The sequence below is a fragment of the Trinickia fusca genome (genome assembly GCF_003628145.1).
Taxonomy (GTDB): Bacteria; Pseudomonadota; Gammaproteobacteria; order Burkholderiales; family Burkholderiaceae; genus Trinickia; species Trinickia fusca.
On the sequence record NZ_RBZV01000005.1, the window covers coordinates 39065 to 55523 of the forward strand.

Below are 16459 nucleotides of genomic sequence, written 5' to 3' on the forward strand. Positions count from 1 at the left end.
GTGCGCCGCGCAGGGCGAGGCGATGCAGTGGTCGAGTGGTCATGGCTTCGTCGTGTGAATGGATTCGATGTGTGCTCCAGCCGATTATGGTTTGTCCTGGCGTATCCATTTACCCGATTGACGAAAAGCAAGGCATTTCCGGGCGAAACCGAGAAATTTCTCACTTCACCATCACTTAATTCGTTCTGCAGAATATCGATGCCCGGCTTGCGTGCGTGACTGGCAGACCATCCAGCCCAGCCCGGCAGTTCCGATCCAGGTATCGCCACTACCACCCAACTCCCTGTTTTTTATCGTCTTTTTACCTATCCGCCGGTGCCGCGCCGCCACCGTGCATGGCATAATCGACCGAACCGGGATTGCCCGATGACATGATCACCCCGCATACCATGCCAAAGACTCTCTACGACAAGCTCTGGGATTCGCACGTCGTCCACACCGAAGAGGACGGCACCGCGCTGCTGTACATCGATCGTCAATTGCTGCATGAAGTCACGAGCCCGCAGGCGTTCGAAGGGCTCAAGCTGCACGCGCGCCCCGTCTGGCGCATCAGCGCGAACCTCGCCGTGTCGGACCACAACGTGCCGACCACCGATCGCAGCCACGGCATTGCCGATCCCATTTCGAAGCTGCAGGTCGATACACTCGACGCGAACTGCGACGCCTACGGCATCACGCAGTTCAAGATGAACGATCAGCGTCAAGGCATCGTTCATATCATCGGCCCCGAACAGGGTGCGACGCTGCCCGGCATGACGATCGTCTGCGGCGATTCGCATACGTCGACGCACGGCGCGTTCGGCGCGCTCGCGCATGGCATCGGCACGTCGGAAGTCGAGCATGTGCTGGCCACGCAAACACTTCTGCAGAAGAAGAGCAAGAACCTGCTCGTGAAGGTCGATGGCCACCTCCCGCGCGGCTGCACCGCCAAGGACATCGTGCTCGCGATCATCGGCAAGATCGGCACGGCCGGCGGCACCGGCTATGCGATCGAATTCGGTGGTTCGGCGATCCGCGCGTTGTCGATGGAAGGCCGGATGACCGTCTGCAACATGGCGATCGAAGCGGGCGCGCGCGCCGGCATGGTCGCCGTCGACGACACGACGATCGAATATCTGAAGGGCCGCCCGTATTCGCCGCAAGGCGCCGAGTGGGACATCGCCGTGGAGTACTGGCGCACGTTCAAGTCGGACGAAGGTGCGACGTTCGATCGCGTAGTCGAGCTGAATGCAGCCGAGATCATGCCGCAGGTGACCTGGGGCACGTCGCCCGAGATGGTCACGTCGATCGATGGCCGTGTGCCCGACCCCGAGCACGAGAAGGATCCCGTCAAGCGCGACGCGATGGAGCGCGCACTGCAATACATGGCGCTCGAGCCGAACGTGCCGATCGAGTCGATCAACGTCGACAAGGTCTTCATCGGCTCGTGCACGAACGCGCGCATCGAAGACCTGCGTTCGGCCGCCTATGTCGTGAAGAAGCTGGGCCGCCGCGTCGCGTCGAACATCCGGCTCGCGATGGTCGTGCCGGGCTCGGGGCTCGTCAAGGCGCAAGCGGAGCGCGAAGGGCTCGATCAGATCTTCCGCGAAGCCGGTTTCGAATGGCGTGAGCCCGGCTGCTCGATGTGTCTGGCGATGAACGCGGACCGGCTCGATCCGGGCGAACGCTGTGCCTCCACGTCGAACCGCAATTTCGAAGGCCGCCAGGGCGCAGGGGGGCGTACGCACCTCGTCAGCCCGGCGATGGCGGCGGCGGCGGCTATCGAGGGGCATTTCGTCGATATTCGTAAGTTGGGGTAAGGCGATGAAAGCGAAGAAGTTTTGGTGTCGCGCAGCACTGATCGCAATCGCCGGCGCATTGCTGGGTCTGGCAGGCTGCAACACGATGGCCGGCTTCGGTCAGGACATGAGCGAAGCAGGTCACGCCATCAAGAAGGCCGCGGAGTAACTCGGACATGGATAAATTCGTCGTACATACGGGCTTGGTTGCGCCCCTCGATCGCGAAAACGTCGATACGGACGCGATCATTCCGAAGCAGTTTCTGAAGTCGATCAAGCGCACGGGCTTCGGCCCGAACCTGTTCGACGAGTGGCGTTACCTCGACCACGGCGAGCCGGGGCAGGACAATTCGCGCCGCCCGCTGAACCCCGACTTCGTGCTCAACCAGCCGCGCTATCAAGGTGCGTCGGTGCTGGTGGCTCGCAAGAACTTCGGCTGCGGCAGCTCGCGCGAGCATGCGCCGTGGGCGCTGCAGCAGTACGGCTTTCGCGCGCTGATCGCGCCGAGCTTTGCCGACATCTTCTTCAACAACTGCTTCAAGAACGGCTTGCTGCCGATCGTGTTGACCGAGCAGCAGGTCGATCATCTGTTCAACGAAACGTACGCGTTCAACGGCTACCAGCTGACGATCGATCTGGCCGCGCAAGTCGTGCGCACGCCGGACGGGCGCGAATACGCGTTCGAAGTCGACGCGTTCCGCAAGTACTGCTTGCTGAACGGCTTGGACGAGATCGGCCTCACGCTGCAACAGGCGGACAAGATCCGCGCCTTCGAAGCCGAACGGCTCGCGAAGCAGCCGTGGCTTGGCCATCGTTTGATCGGCTGACGCGCTTCGTTTCCATCGGCTTACTACCCGAACAACCTCCTGCATAGGACACCCGAAGAATGAAGATTGCAGTGCTGCCCGGCGACGGCATCGGCCCGGAAATCGTCAAGGAAGCGGTCAAGGTGCTTGGCGCGCTTGATGAGAAGTTCGAACTCGAAGAAGCGCCGGTTGGCGGTGCGGGCTACGAAGCGAAGGGTCATCCGCTGCCCGATTCGACGCTTGCGCTGGCGAAGGAGTCCGATGCGATCCTGTTCGGCGCCGTCGGCGACTGGAAGTACGACTCGCTCGAGCGCGCGCTGCGCCCCGAGCAAGCCATTCTCGGCTTGCGCAAACATCTGCAGCTGTTCGCGAACCTCCGTCCCGCGATCTGCTATCCGCAGCTGACGGGCGCGTCGTCGCTGAAGCCTGAAATCGTCTCTGGCCTCGATATCCTGATCGTGCGCGAGCTCAATGGCGACATCTACTTCGGCGCGCCGCGTGGCGTCCGCCAAGCGCCAGACGGCCTGTTCGAAGGCGCTCGCGAAGGGTTCGACACGATGCGCTATTCGGAGCCCGAAGTGCGCCGCATCGCGCACGTCGCGTTCCAGGCGGCGCAAAAGCGCGACAAGAGGCTCACGTCGGTGGACAAGGCCAACGTGCTCGAGACGTCGCAGTTCTGGCGCGACGTGATGATCGACGTGGCGAAGGAATATCCGGACGTCGAGCTGTCGCATATGTACGTCGACAACGCGGCGATGCAACTCGTGAAGGCGCCGAAGGCGTTCGACGTGATCGTGACCGGCAACATGTTCGGCGACATCCTCTCGGATGAGGCGGCCATGCTGACGGGCTCGATCGGCATGCTGCCGTCGGCCTCGCTCGACAAGAACAACAAGGGGCTGTACGAGCCGTCGCACGGTTCGGCACCCGACATCGCGGGCAAGGGCATTGCCAATCCGCTCGCGACGATTCTGTCGGCCGCGATGATGCTGCGCTATTCGCTGAACAAGGCCGAGCAGGCCGATCGCATCGAAAAGGCCGTGCAAAAGGTGCTCGAGGCGGGCTACCGCACGGGCGACATCGCCACGCCGGGCTGCCGTCAGGTCGGCACGGTCGAGATGGGCGACGCGGTGCGCGCGGCACTCTAAGCGCTTCCCGCTTTGCGAACCGGGCGGACGAGTCTCCGCCCGGTTCGCATGAGAAGTGGGCATACGGGCCCCATTTCTCGTTGAATTTCCTGTTGAAACCCCGCGGCTATGCAAGCCGCCGGAAAAGCTTTTTCGTGTAGACTGTGCCGATGGCGCGAATCCCTCAAATCTCCTCGATTGCTAACCTTCACGGCGAAACGGCCCGTGCGGGTGGGTTCGCCATTACCGGTACGATCGGCACGGCCGATGCGGCCGGCATCGCCATGATTAAAACGATTACCCCCAAAACGATCACGAAACGCTGATCGTCCGTCGTGCCCGCTCATCTTCCCCGCGCGGTCACGCAGGGCAAGGTTGCGGGGAAGCGTCCACTCCAAGGGTTAGTCATGAACGTAGGTCTCGTAGGTTGGCGCGGTATGGTCGGCAGCGTCCTCATGCAGCGCATGCAGCAGGAAGGCGATTTCGATCTGATCGAACCGGTGTTTTTCAGCACCAGCAACGCGGGCGGCAATGCGCCGTCATTCGCCAAAAACGAGACCAAGCTCAAAGATGCGTCGAACATCGACGAGCTCAAGAAGTGCGACGTCATCATCACGTGCCAAGGCGGCGATTACACGAACGACGTCTTTCCGAAGCTGCGCGCGGCGGGCTGGAACGGCTACTGGATCGACGCGGCCTCGTCGCTGCGCATGAAGGACGACGCGGTCATCGTGCTCGATCCGGTCAACCTCGACGTGATCAAGGATGCGCTCGTCAAGGGGACCAAGAACTTCATCGGCGGCAACTGCACGGTCAGCTTGATGCTGATGGCGCTGGGCGGCCTGTTCCGCGAGAACCTCGTCGACTGGATCACGGCCATGACGTATCAGGCCGCCTCGGGCGCCGGTGCGCAGAACATGCGTGAACTGCTCTCGCAGATGGGTGCGCTGCACGGCGCGGTGAAGGAGCAACTGGCCGATCCGTCGTCGGCGATCCTCGACATCGACCGTCGCGTGCTCGCCGCCATGAACGGCGATGTCATGCCGACCGAGCATTTCGGTGTGCCGCTGGCCGGCTCGCTGATTCCCTGGATCGACAAGGATCTCGGCAACGGTATGTCGAAGGAAGAATGGAAGGGCGGCGCCGAAGCGAACAAGATCCTCGGCAAGCCGGCGATGGGCGAGGCCGGTTCGATTCCCGTCGACGGGCTGTGCGTGCGGATCGGCGCCATGCGCTGCCACTCGCAGGCACTCACGATCAAGCTCAAGAAGGACGTGCCGCTCGACGAAGTCAACAGCATGCTCGCGTCGGCCAACGATTGGGTGAAGGTCGTGCCGAACGAGCGCGAAGCGTCGATGCAACAACTGTCGCCGGCCGTCGTGACGGGCACGCTGTCGGTGCCGGTCGGCCGTCTGCGCAAGCTCGCGATGGGCGGCGAGTATCTGTCGGCATTCACGGTCGGCGATCAGCTGCTGTGGGGCGCGGCCGAGCCGCTGCGCCGCATGCTGCGCATCCTGCTCGACAAGTAGCGTAAACTACGCGCTTACGACGCGTGGAAAACCCCCAAAGGCGTCGCGTTATCGCGGCGCCTTTTTCTTTGCTGCTCCGAATCTTGCATTTGCCCAAACGCCATTCAGGGCCGCGCCTCGATGCGCGGAACACCTCCATGACAGTACGTTCGACGTCCCGTGCCGGCGCACGGCGCGCCGGTGCATCAATCTCGCATGGCCAACAAGCGCTGCGGCTGGTTGCCGCTATCGCGCTGGCCGGCAGCGTGTTTGCAGCGCCTGGCGTATCGGCCGCGCCTGCGGCAAGCGCCGTAGCTGTACCGGCTGCTTCGACAGCGGCTTCGGCCCCAGCAGCGGTTGCGTCGGCGGCGACGCAGTACACGGTCAAGCCCGGCCAGTCGCTCAACGACGTGGCCGTGGACATGACGCAGTCGCACGACCGCACTGTGCTCGCACGTGCCGCGAAGTCCATCTTCGATGCCAATCCAGCGGCGTTCATGAAAGGCGATCCGAGCCGGATGAGAGTCGGCGCGCTGCTGAACGTGCCGGCGCTCGACACGTCGGGCAACGCCGTCAAGGCGGCGTCGGGCACGGTGGCTGCGCCGGCGTCCGGCGCCTCGGCGGGGGTGGCGGCTAGCAGTAGCAGTACGGCTCCGGTTGTCGCGCCGCCGAGCCATGCGAATATGCCGACGGGCGGGGCTTCCATTCCTGGCGGTGCCGCTAAGGGCGCAGCCGCTGCCGCGGTCGCCCCGGCATCGCATCCTCAGACGAACGCTGCCGCGTCGGCAGGTGTCCAAGCGCCCGCGGGCGCGAGCAGCGGACACGTGTGGAGCGGCGTCATTCAACAGGCCCCGAGCGCGCCAGCTTCGGCAATGGCCAGCGAGGCCAGCGCCAGCGCAGCGGGTGCGGCGAACGTACCGGGCGTCGCGAGCGCAGCGGGCGTGGCCAGCGCACCCAGCTTGGCCAGTGCCCCGACGCTGGCAAGTCTGCCGGCAGCCGTCGCCCCGCGTGTAGTGGCGCCAGCGGCTACGAGCGCGGCTGCACCTGTCGCGTCGGCTGCGGCTGCGCAGCCGAAGGTTTCGAGCCTGCAGCAGCTGCTCACGCTCAAGAATCGCGTGTTGATGGAGTTGCAGCGTCACGGTTTCGGGTCGCAGGCACCGCGCGCGGTGCAAGGTGGTGCGAGCGCGTCGAGCGCTGCGGTGGCGCCGAAGCCTGTACAAAAACAGATCGCGAACGTGGCGTCAGCGCCGGCAACGGCATCGCATGGCTTCGTCGCGAACGAGCGCTTTGTCGGCTTCAACGGGTACGGCATCGATCTGTCGCGTATCTCGTGGCGCAATACGGCCATCCTCGTGGCGGCGATCGTTGCAGGGTTCATTGCGCTGATCCTCGGTTTCGTGCTGACCAAGCGCAAGCGTCATCCCGTACCGGCATCGGCGACCGCCGAAGTGGCGCCGGCCGCGCAAGCCGAGCAGGCGCCCACGCCGGGCGCGGCGTCGCCGCTGACGGATACGGCGTCGCAAGATCCTATCGAGGCCGAATATCTCGCCATCCTGGCGCGTACGCCATCGAGCAAGCGGGCCCTGATGGGGTTGGTCGCGCGCTATGCCGAGCGGCGCAACGCACGTGGATTCGACGAAATCGCGCAACGCATCTGGCGTCTGTCGGGCGGGCACGGGCCGAACTGGCTGCACGTGGCGGCGCTAGGTCGCGAACTCGATCCCGACAATCCGCTTTACGCGCTGCAAGCACCCGAGGCAGGCGCGACGGCGTCCGATCATGAAGATGGACTCGCTGCTGAAGCGACGCCGGCCGTACACGAGCAGGAGCCCGCACGCGAAGGGGACGGGCAGGCGGTCGAGCCGGCCGTCGATGTACCGCAGGCACAGGCTGTGCCGGAGTCGGTCGAGTCCCCGGCGCCTGTTGCTCCGGCTACACCTGTCACGGTTGCTGCCGAGCCCGAGCTTCCGGTGAACGAGGCTGTTGCACCGGTCGCCGAGGCGCCGGTTACCCCGGCTCCGGTTGTCGAGCCGCTGGTCCCCCATTCACACGTGGCGACTGATCTGCCCCCGGATGAACTGATTCCGACGCTCGAAGACGCTGTAACCGGCGAACTGCCGGCCGCGGCGGAAGAGCCGTCTGCGGCGCCTGAAGAGCCCGCAGCAGCCGCAGAGCCCGTAGCAGCCGCAGAGCCCGTAGCAGCCGAGGAGACGCCGCCGCCGGCCGGGCCGACGCCATCGCTGCCCGCCGACGCGATCGCCGCGCTCGATACGCTCGACTTGGCGTTGCCGCCGCGCGTGCCGGAACCTGCGCAGCATGAGGAAGCGAAGGCCGAGATACCGGCTGCGCCTGCTGAGCCGGAGCCGGTTGCCGAAGCGCAGGCGGCGGACTCTGCACACGCACACCAGCACGAGGCTCCCGCTGAGCCTCAGCCGGCTGAACCGCAGTCGACGCTCCACACGCCTGCGCCGCAGGCCAGCGAAGCCCGTGCAACGTCCCAGATGCCGGAAGCCCCCACGCCCGCACCGGCCGCGGTGGCCGGGCTCGGCGCCGCGCGCTTCGGCGGCATGAACATTTCGTTCGATCTCGATCTGCCCGCGGCCGAAACGCCGGCGCAGCCGGCCTTCACACCTGAAGCGCTGGCGAAGATCGCGCGCAACAAGCTGGAGCTGGCGAGCGAGTACATCGCGCTCGGTGATCTGGCCGGGGCACGCACGCTGATCAACGAAGTCATCGAGTCGAACGATGCGGCCACGCGCGACGAAGCGCATGCGCTGCTGGCCACGCTCGCGCCGCTGTCCTGAGCGCGTCGGCCATGCGTATCGCTCTCGGCATTCAGTACGACGGCACGGCGTTTTGCGGCTGGCAGTCGCAGCCGCACGGCAAGACGGTGCAAGACGCGCTCGAGCGCGCGTTGGCCGAATTTGCGCGCACCCGGTTGCAGACGGTCGTGGCCGGCCGCACCGATACGGGCGTGCACGGCCTCGGGCAGGTCGTGCACTTCGATACCGATCTCGATCGCACCGATTTTTCATGGGTGCGCGGCACGAACGCGTTCCTGCCCGAGACGGTTGCCGTCCAATGGGCCAAGCCCATGCCCGAGGCGTTTCACGCACGTTTCTCGGCGTTCGAGCGTACCTACTATTACATGCTGTACGTGAACCCGGTGCGTTCGCCGATGCTGACGGGCCGTGCTGGATGGATCCACACGCCGGTCGATGTCGACGCGATGCGCGAGGCCGCCCGATGCCTGATCGGGGAGCACGATTTCTCGGCGTTTCGCTCGTCGGAATGCCAGGCCAAGACGCCGGTCAAGCATCTGTACCAAATCGATATCCGCGAAGCCGGCGATCTGATCCACTTCCGTTTTCGCGCGAACGCGTTCCTGCATCACATGGTGCGCAACCTGATGGGCAGTCTGGTCGCGGTGGGCCGGGGCCGCTACCCGGTGGCATGGCTCGCCGACGTGCTCGCGAGTCGCAATCGCGATTGCGCGGCCCCCACCTTCATGCCGGAAGGGCTCTATCTGGCCCAGGTCGGTTATCCCGAGGCGTTCGCGGTGCCGCCCGCGCATCTCGGCAGCGTGCCCTGGAGCGGCATCTGGAGCGACTGAGTCCCCTATGAACGCAACCGCAGCCCCCTCTCAGCAGCCGGCCGAGGCCGTGCCGCACCGTACGCGCATCAAGCTGTGCGGGCTTTCGCGCGTGGCCGACATCGCGCTTGCCGTCGAACTCGGCGCCGATGCGATCGGTCTCGTCTTCTATCCGCCGAGCCCGCGCGCGGTCGGCGTGCCGGAGGCGATCGAGCTTGCGCATGCCGTGCCGCCGTTCATGTCGGTCGTGGGCCTGTTCGTCAATGCGTCGCCCGAGTGGTTCGAGGAAGTGACCAGCAATGTGCCGTTGACGATGCTGCAATTTCATGGCGACGAGACGCCGCAGCAGTGCGAGGCGCTCGCGGGGCAGGCCGGCTTGCCATGGCTGCGCGCGCTGCGCATCGCGCAAGATACGCGCGCGTCCGATTTGGTAGAATTGGCCCTCAACTATTCGGCAGCCAGCGGCCTGCTCTTCGATACCCATGTCGAAGGCTATGGCGGCGGCGGGAAAACTTTCGATTGGTCACTTATTCCAGGAGAGCTCGCGCGTCGGGCCGTTTTAGGTGGTGGCTTGAACGCGCAAAACGTCGGTGACGCGATTCGTCGCGTGCGCCCGTACGCGGTCGATGTCTCGAGCGGCATCGAAGTGCCGGGCGCCAAGGGCGTGAAGGATCCCGCCCGGATGGCTGCGTTCGTACGCGCGGTGCGCGAAGCGGACGCCCGATGATTGAAGGCGGCGCGGTCGATTTCGTCGCGTAAGACGCGAGACCCGACGTGCCGCCCCCTGCGAAGAGTGACGACATGTACAACCTCCCCGATTCACGAGGCCACTTCGGCCCTTACGGCGGCACGTTCGTAGCCGAAACGCTCGTGCACGCGCTCGACGAATTGCGCGTTGCCTACGAAAAATTCAGCCAAGACCCTGAGTTCATCGCCGAGTACGAGCGCGAACTCAAGTATTTCGTCGGCCGGCCCTCGCCGATCTATCACGCGCAACGCTGGAGCGAACTGCTCGGCGGCGCGCAGATCTTCCTGAAGCGCGAAGACCTGAACCACACGGGCGCGCACAAGATCAACAACGTGATCGGCCAGGCGCTGCTTGCCAAGCGCATGGGCAAGCAGCGGGTGATCGCCGAGACGGGCGCCGGCCAGCATGGCGTGGCGACGGCGACGATCGCGGCGCGCTTCGGCATGGAATGTGTGGTCTACATGGGCGCCGAAGACGTGCGGCGTCAGGCGGCCAACGTCTATCGCATGAAGCTGCTCGGCGCGACCGTCGTGCCCGTCGAATCGGGCTCGCGCACGCTGAAGGATGCGCTCAACGAGGCCATGCGCGACTGGGTGACGAACGTCGAAAGCACGTTCTACATCATCGGCACGGTGGCCGGCCCGCATCCGTATCCGATGATGGTGCGCGACTTCCAGCGCGTGATCGGCGACGAATGCCGCGTGCAGATGCCCGAGATGACGGGGCGTCAGCCCGACGTCGTGATCGCGTGCGTGGGCGGTGGCTCGAACGCGATGGGCATCTTCTATCCGTATATCGACGACACGGCGGTCAAGCTCATCGGCGTCGAGGCGGCCGGCGACGGGCTCGAGACGGGACGCCACGCGGCGTCGCTGATCGGCGGCAGCCCCGGCGTGCTGCATGGCAATCGCACGTATCTGCTGCAAGACGAGAACGGGCAGATCATCGAAACGCACTCGGTGTCGGCAGGGCTCGACTATCCGGGCGTAGGCCCCGAGCATGCCTGGCTCAAGGACAGCGGTCGCGCGCAGTACGTCGCCATCACCGACGAGGAAGCGCTGAAGGCGTTCCATGACTGCTGCCGCATCGAGGGCATCATTCCCGCACTCGAGTCGAGCCATGCGCTGGCCTATGCAGCCAAGCTCGCGCCGACACTCGGACACGGCACGCATTTGCTCGTGAACCTGTCGGGCCGCGGTGACAAGGACATGCATACGGTCGCCGAGCGATCGGGCATCCGCTTCTGAGCACCGCCCTGATGCGCAATACGATCGACGACTTGAATGAGCCGACGGCGGCCGCTGGCGGCGCCCCCGGGCGTGCGCGCGTGCCGGCCGTCAGTTGCGATTTGCGCAACCGCGATTTTTTGACCGATGCAGCGAGCCTGCCTGATGGCTCGATCGACCTGATCGTGGCCGATCCGCCTTACGGGCTCGGCAAGGACTACGGCAACGACTCGGACATGCTGGCCGGCGAAGCCTTTCTGGCCTGGACGCGCAGCTGGCTCGAGCTGGCGATTCCGAAGCTCAAGCCGAGCGGCTCGCTGTACGTGTTCTGCACTTGGCAGTACGCGCCCGAGATCTTCTCGTTTCTGAAGACTCGCCTCACGATGGTCAACGAGATCATCTGGGACCGGCGCGTACCGAGCATGGGTGGCACGACGCGGCGTTTTACGTCCGTGCACGACAACATCGGCTTTTTCGCGGTGTCGAAGGATTACTACTTCGACCTCGACCCAGTGCGCATTCCCTACGATGCGGCGACGAAGAAGGCGCGTTCGCGCAAGCTCTTCGAAGGCAGCAAGTGGCTCGAAATCGGCTACAACCCGAAAGATGTGTGGTCCGTGTCGCGTCTGCATCGCCAGCACGCGGAGCGGGTCGACCATCCGACGCAGAAGCCGCTCGAGATCGTCGAACGCATGGTGCTCTCGAGCTGCCCGCCGGGCGGGCGCGTGCTCGACCCGTTCATGGGCAGCGGTACGACGGCCGTCGCTTGCGCGCGCCACGCGCGCGCATTCGTCGGCTATGAGATCAACGAAAACTACTGCGCGATTGCGCGCGAGCGGGTCGATGCCATCTGCGGCCGCCCGCTCGACGCGCCTGCCGTCGCCCCTTGAGGCGCTGACGAGCAGGCTGTTGCGCGAGAACCCGATTGCAGAGATAGATGCCATGTCCCGTATCGAAACCACCTTTGCGGCACTTGCCGCACAACGCCGGAAAGGGCTGATTCCGTTCATGACGGCGGGCGACCCTGATCCGGCGAAGACCGTCGAGTTCATGCATGCGCTCGTGGCCGGCGGCGCCGACGTGATCGAGCTCGGCGTGCCGTTCTCGGACCCGATGGCCGACGGCCCCGTCATCCAGCGCTCGTCGGAGCGGGCGCTCGCGCGCGGCGTGTCGCTCAAGCACGTGCTCGCCGATGTCGCGCGTTTTCGCGAGCGCGACACGAAAACGCCCGTCGTGCTGATGGGCTATGCCAACCCGATCGAACGCATGGGCATCGACGCGTTCGCGCAAGAAGCCTCGCAAGCGGGCGTCGACGGCGTGCTCGTCGTCGACTATCCGCCTGAGGAAGCCGCCGAATTCGCCGCGCGCATGCGTGCGGCGGACATCGATCCGATCTTCCTGCTCGCGCCCACGTCGACGGACGAGCGCATCAAGGCGGTGGGGCAGGTGGCCAGCGGCTACGTCTATTATGTGTCGTTGAAAGGCGTGACCGGATCGGCAAATCTGGACGTTTCCAGCATCGCGGGTAAAATCCCGGCCATCAAGTCGCATGTGCCGCTGCCGATTGGGGTCGGTTTCGGTATCCGCGACGCCGCCACGGCCCGTGCGGTGGCCGAGGTGGCCGACGCCGTCGTGATCGGCAGCCGCATCGTGCAGCTGCTTGAAGACACGGCGCCCGAGGCCGCCGAGGCAGTGCTGACGAACTTCGTCGCCGAGGTGCGACACGCGCTCGACGGTGCGTGATGGCGCGCGGTGGCGGAGCGGGCTCACGGTTCGACCGGGTGGCCCGCTGCCCGCGGACGACACGAGATTGAATGGCGCGCTCGACAGCGCGCACCGAAACACCATTTGAAGGAACGACGATGAGCTGGCTCGACAAACTGTTGCCGCCGAAAATCAAGCAGACCGACCCGAAGAGCCGCAAGGGCATTCCCGAAGGCTTGTGGGTCAAGTGTCCCTCGTGCGAGGCGGTGCTGTATCGCAACGACGTCGAAGCGAATCTGCACGTCTGCCCGAAGTGCAGCCACCACATGCGTATCAACGCGCGGGGGCGTCTCGATGCGCTGCTCGACGCGGAAGGCCGCTACGAGATCGGTCAGGAAATCGTGCCGGTCGACGCGCTCAAGTTCAAGGACAGCCGCAAGTACCCGGACCGCATCAAGGATGCGATGGACGACACCGGTGAAACCGACGCGATGGTCGTGATGGGCGGGGCGATCCGCACGTTGCCCGTGGTCGTCGCGTGCTTCGAGTTCGCGTTCATGGGCGGCTCGATGGGCTCGGTCGTCGGCGAGCGTTTCGCACGCGGCGCGCAAAACGCGCTCGAGCAGCAGGTGCCGTTCATCTGCGTGACGGCCTCGGGTGGCGCGCGTATGCAAGAGAGCCTGCTGTCGCTGATGCAGATGGCCAAGACGACGGCTATGCTGACCAAGCTGTCCGACGCCAAGCTGCCGTTCATTTCGGTGCTGACCGATCCGACCATGGGCGGTGTGTCCGCAAGCTTCGCGTTCCTGGGCGATGTCGTGATTGCCGAGCCGAAGGCGCTGATCGGCTTTGCCGGCCCGCGCGTGATCGAACAGACCGTGCGCGAGAAGCTGCCCGAAGGCTTCCAGCGCGCCGAGTTCCTGCTGCAAAAGGGCGCGATCGACATGATCGTCGACCGCCGCAAGATGCGTGACGAGCTGGCCCAGCTGATCGCGCTGCTGCAGCGTCAGCCGGCGGACGCCGTCGCCTGACGGTGCGTTGGCCGACGGCCCGGCGAGCTGGTCGCCGGGCGCCCGAGCGCGCCGCTCCGATCGAATTCGGGCGGCGCGTTTTCGTTTCGCGGCTTGGCACGCAGGGTTTCCTGTCGCCTGCTACCGATTTTTCCGCTTCAGCTTCAGCTTGATACCGACACCTCCGATGACCACCTTTCCCACACTCGACGCTTGGCTTACGCATCTTGAATCGGCCCATCCGGTCGGCATCGACATGGGCCTGACGCGCATCGGCACGGTCAAGGCGGCGCTCGGGCTCACGTTCGCGTGTCCGGTCATCACCGTCGGCGGCACGAACGGCAAGGGCTCGACCTGCGCGCTGCTCGAGTCGATCCTGCTGAGTGCCGGCTACAAGGTGGGTTGCCACACGTCGCCGCATTTGCTCGCCTTCAATGAGCGCGCGCGGCTGAACGGCCAGAACGCGACCGACGCGGAGCTGCTGCCGCACTTCGAAGCGGTCGAGCGCGCACGCACGAGCCTGCCCGAGCCGGTTTCGCTGACGTACTTCGAATTCACGACGCTGGCGATCCTGCATTTGTTCGCCACGAGCGGGCTCGATGCCGTGATCCTCGAAGTGGGGCTCGGCGGCCGGCTCGATGCCGTGAACATCATCGATGCCGATTGCGCGGTCGTCACGAGCATCGACATCGACCACACCGAATATCTCGGCGATACGCGCGAGAAGATCGCATTCGAGAAAGCCGGCATCTTCCGGCAGGGTCGGCCCGCGATCTGCGCCGATCCGGCCCCGCCGCAGACGCTGATCGACCATGCGGCCGCCATCGGCGCCGATCTCTGGTTGTTCGGTCGCGATTTCCGTTACGAAGGGCAGGCCGGCAGCGAGCGGCAGCAATGGAGCTACGTCGGGCGCACGGTGCGGCGCTCGGCGCTCGCCTATCCGGCGCTGCGCGGGGCGAACCAGCTCATCAACACGTCGGCCGCGCTGGCGGCCCTCGAGGCGCTGCGCGATGCGTTGCCCGTCGCGGCGCAGGACGTGCGCCTGGGGCTGGCGAACGTCGAACTGCCGGGACGTTTTCAGGTCTTGCCGGGCCGGCCATCCGTGGTACTCGATGTAGCCCACAACCCGCATGCGGCCGCTGTGCTCGCGCAGAACCTCGGCAGCATGGGCTTTTTCCGTTACACGTACGCGGTGTTCGGGGCGATGCATGACAAGGACATCGCGGGCGTCATTGCGCACGTGAAGGGCGAAATCGACCACTGGTGCGTGACGGATCTGCCGCTCACGCGCGCGGCCACGGGCGAGCAGCTCGAGCAGGCCCTGCACGCGGCGGGCGTAGTGGATAGCGCGGACAGCAGCGTCACGCGCTTCGCCACGCCGGCCGAAGCGTTTCAAGATGCCTTAGGGCGAGCGACGGAGGATGATAGAATCATCGTTTTCGGTAGCTTCTATACGGTAGCCGGTGTGATGGCCTACCGTAAGTTGCAGCAACATTGACCGACGCGCGCCAGCCTCGATTTCAGCAATTCATGGGACTTTTCTCATTCGGCAACAAAGACGACGCGTCGCGCCGACGTGGCGCGAATGCCAAGCCCGCGCGCAGCGAGGGCGTTGAGCGGCGCAGCCGCCGTACCGAGCGCACCGATGCCGATGCGATGCTGCTCGACCCCACGCTTCCCGAGAAACAGCGGGCTCGTCGCCGGCTCGTCGGCGCGATTGCGCTCGTGGTCGCGGCCGTGATCATCTTGCCGATGGTGCTCGATTCGCATCCGAAGCCCGTCACGGACGACATCGCGATCGACATTCCGAACCGTCCTGCCACCGTGCCGGCCAATACGCGCAACGACGATGCGCCCGTCGACACGCAGGCGGGCGTCGCACCCGACAGCGCATCGGCCACGGCTGGCGCCGCACCGCTGGCTTCGGCGACCGAGGCTTCGCCCACGCCGGCTGCGGCGTCCGACGAAGCCGGCAAATCGGCGAAGACGGCCAAATCGGGCAAGCTCGCCAGCACGCAGCCATCTTCCTCCTCCGAGCCGGCTCACCAGGCTGCCGGCGCCAAGCCGCAGCAGCAGCCGGCCGTCGCCGCCACGCAAGCGGCCAAGTCCGCGCAGGGCGCCGTGCCGGAATCGGGCACACCGGCCGCGCCGGCAGGCGCGCGTTTTGCCGTGCAGCTCGGCGTGTTCACCGACGAAGCCGGCGCGCGCAACTGGGAGACGAAATTGAGGGCCGCAGGCGTGCCCGCCTATCTCGAACACCGCAAGCTGGCCGATGGCAGCACGCGCACGCTCCTGCGTGCCGGGCCGTTTGCCGACCGAGGCGCGGCTTCGGCCGCCATCGCGAAGGTGCGTGAGGCCGGGCTGGGGGCGAACGTGCAAGCAGGCGCGGCGCAGTGACCGCTCCGATGCTGACCGCATTCGACTACGCCGTGATGGCGGTAATCGGCCTATCGGCGCTGCGCGGCGCGTGGCGCGGGCTGTTGTCCGAGGTTTTCGCGCTGATCGGCTGGGTCGTGGCTTTTTTCGTGGCCTGCCGCTACGTCGGTCTCCTGGTGCCCTATATTCCAGCTAACTGGCCAGGCGGTGCACTGACGCAGTGGCTGCTCGCGTTTGCGTTGATCGTCATCGGCGTCGTGCTCGTTGCGGGCGTGGCGAACGCGCTGCTGGCGCGACTCGTCGCGGTGAGCGGCCTGGGCGGCGTGGACCGCTCGCTCGGCTTGATGTTCGGTCTCGTGCGCGGCGTCGTGCTCGTGCTCGTGCTCGTCGCCCTCGCTGGCCTGACGGAACTGCCGAAACAGGAATTCTGGCGCAACGCCTTGCTGCGGCCGTTTGCCGAGCAGGGCGTGCACAAGGTGAAACCGTTGCTTCCCGAGACACTGGCCGCGTACGTTCGCGTATGACGGTAGTGCGCCCCGAAGCAGCGGGGGCCAGTAGCCTTTTTTTCGTATCTTTGAAGGACC

Annotated in this window: 16 protein-coding genes; all 16 read left to right on the top strand. The window is 65.6% G+C overall.

Translation table 11 applies throughout. The annotated features are described in order from the left end of the window. Nucleotides 1–389: 389 nt before the first annotated feature. The 16 genes from leuC to D7S89_RS14355 all read left to right on the top strand — a co-directional run bounded on the left by leuC (nt 390) and on the right by D7S89_RS14355 (nt 16399). Nucleotides 390–1799, top strand: a complete 1410-nt coding sequence (leuC, locus tag D7S89_RS14285; RefSeq protein WP_121278585.1) for a 3-isopropylmalate dehydratase large subunit — start codon at nt 390–392, stop codon at nt 1797–1799. A 4-nt stretch (nt 1800–1803) separates the two neighbouring features. Then, the gene (locus D7S89_RS14290) at nt 1804–1947 is read left to right on the top strand and encodes an entericidin A/B family lipoprotein (protein ID WP_121278374.1); all 144 of its coding nucleotides are present in this window, start codon (nt 1804–1806) and stop codon (nt 1945–1947) included. A 7-nt stretch (nt 1948–1954) separates the two neighbouring features. Then, nucleotides 1955–2605: a 3-isopropylmalate dehydratase small subunit gene (gene leuD, locus D7S89_RS14295; RefSeq protein WP_121278375.1), complete on the top strand. Its 651-nt coding sequence runs from the start codon at nt 1955–1957 to the stop codon at nt 2603–2605. Nucleotides 2606–2664: 59 nt separating this feature from the next. Beyond that, nucleotides 2665–3732 carry a 3-isopropylmalate dehydrogenase gene (leuB, locus tag D7S89_RS14300; RefSeq protein ID WP_121278376.1) on the top strand — a complete coding sequence of 356 codons (1068 nt, stop codon included), beginning with the start codon at nt 2665–2667 and terminating at the stop codon, nt 3730–3732. 149 nt (nt 3733–3881) lie between these two features. Next, on the top strand, nt 3882–4037 hold the full coding sequence (locus D7S89_RS27455; protein WP_183085196.1) for a hypothetical protein: 156 nt from the start codon (nt 3882–3884) through the stop codon (nt 4035–4037). A gap of 81 nt (nt 4038–4118) precedes the next feature. Continuing rightward, a complete protein-coding gene (asd, locus tag D7S89_RS14305) occupies nt 4119–5240 on the top strand; it encodes an aspartate-semialdehyde dehydrogenase (RefSeq protein ID WP_121278377.1) in 1122 nt (373 codons plus the stop codon). Between the two features lie 137 nt (nt 5241–5377). Further along, complete coding sequence (locus D7S89_RS14310; protein ID WP_121278378.1) at nt 5378–8023, top strand: FimV C-terminal domain-containing protein; 2646 nt, start codon at nt 5378–5380, stop codon at nt 8021–8023. 11 nt (nt 8024–8034) lie between these two features. Then, nucleotides 8035–8832, top strand: coding sequence for a tRNA pseudouridine(38-40) synthase TruA (gene truA / locus D7S89_RS14315; RefSeq protein WP_121278379.1), 798 nt, complete (start codon nt 8035–8037; stop codon nt 8830–8832). A gap of 7 nt (nt 8833–8839) precedes the next feature. Beyond that, complete coding sequence (locus D7S89_RS14320; protein WP_121278380.1) at nt 8840–9538, top strand: phosphoribosylanthranilate isomerase; 699 nt, start codon at nt 8840–8842, stop codon at nt 9536–9538. Nucleotides 9539–9612: 74 nt separating this feature from the next. Continuing rightward, nucleotides 9613–10806 (top strand): tryptophan synthase subunit beta, encoded by a 1194-nt coding sequence (gene trpB / locus D7S89_RS14325; RefSeq protein WP_121278381.1) that lies wholly within the window; start codon nt 9613–9615, stop codon nt 10804–10806. Between the two features lie 11 nt (nt 10807–10817). Then, a complete protein-coding gene (locus D7S89_RS14330; protein ID WP_121278382.1) occupies nt 10818–11675 on the top strand; it encodes a DNA-methyltransferase in 858 nt (285 codons plus the stop codon). 52 nt (nt 11676–11727) lie between these two features. Further along, nucleotides 11728–12528, top strand: coding sequence for a tryptophan synthase subunit alpha (trpA, locus tag D7S89_RS14335; RefSeq protein ID WP_121278586.1), 801 nt, complete (start codon nt 11728–11730; stop codon nt 12526–12528). A 119-nt stretch (nt 12529–12647) separates the two neighbouring features. Beyond that, a complete protein-coding gene (gene accD, locus D7S89_RS14340; protein ID WP_121278587.1) occupies nt 12648–13520 on the top strand; it encodes an acetyl-CoA carboxylase, carboxyltransferase subunit beta in 873 nt (290 codons plus the stop codon). Between the two features lie 166 nt (nt 13521–13686). Continuing rightward, on the top strand, nt 13687–14997 hold the full coding sequence (gene folC, locus D7S89_RS14345; protein WP_121278383.1) for a bifunctional tetrahydrofolate synthase/dihydrofolate synthase: 1311 nt from the start codon (nt 13687–13689) through the stop codon (nt 14995–14997). Nucleotides 14998–15029: 32 nt separating this feature from the next. Continuing rightward, nucleotides 15030–15896, top strand: coding sequence for an SPOR domain-containing protein (locus tag D7S89_RS14350; protein ID WP_121278384.1), 867 nt, complete (start codon nt 15030–15032; stop codon nt 15894–15896). Between the two features lie 8 nt (nt 15897–15904). Beyond that, entirely contained in the window at nt 15905–16399 is a 495-nt protein-coding gene (locus D7S89_RS14355; RefSeq protein WP_121278385.1) for a CvpA family protein, read from the top strand. The last annotated feature ends 60 nt before the right edge of the window (nt 16400–16459 follow it).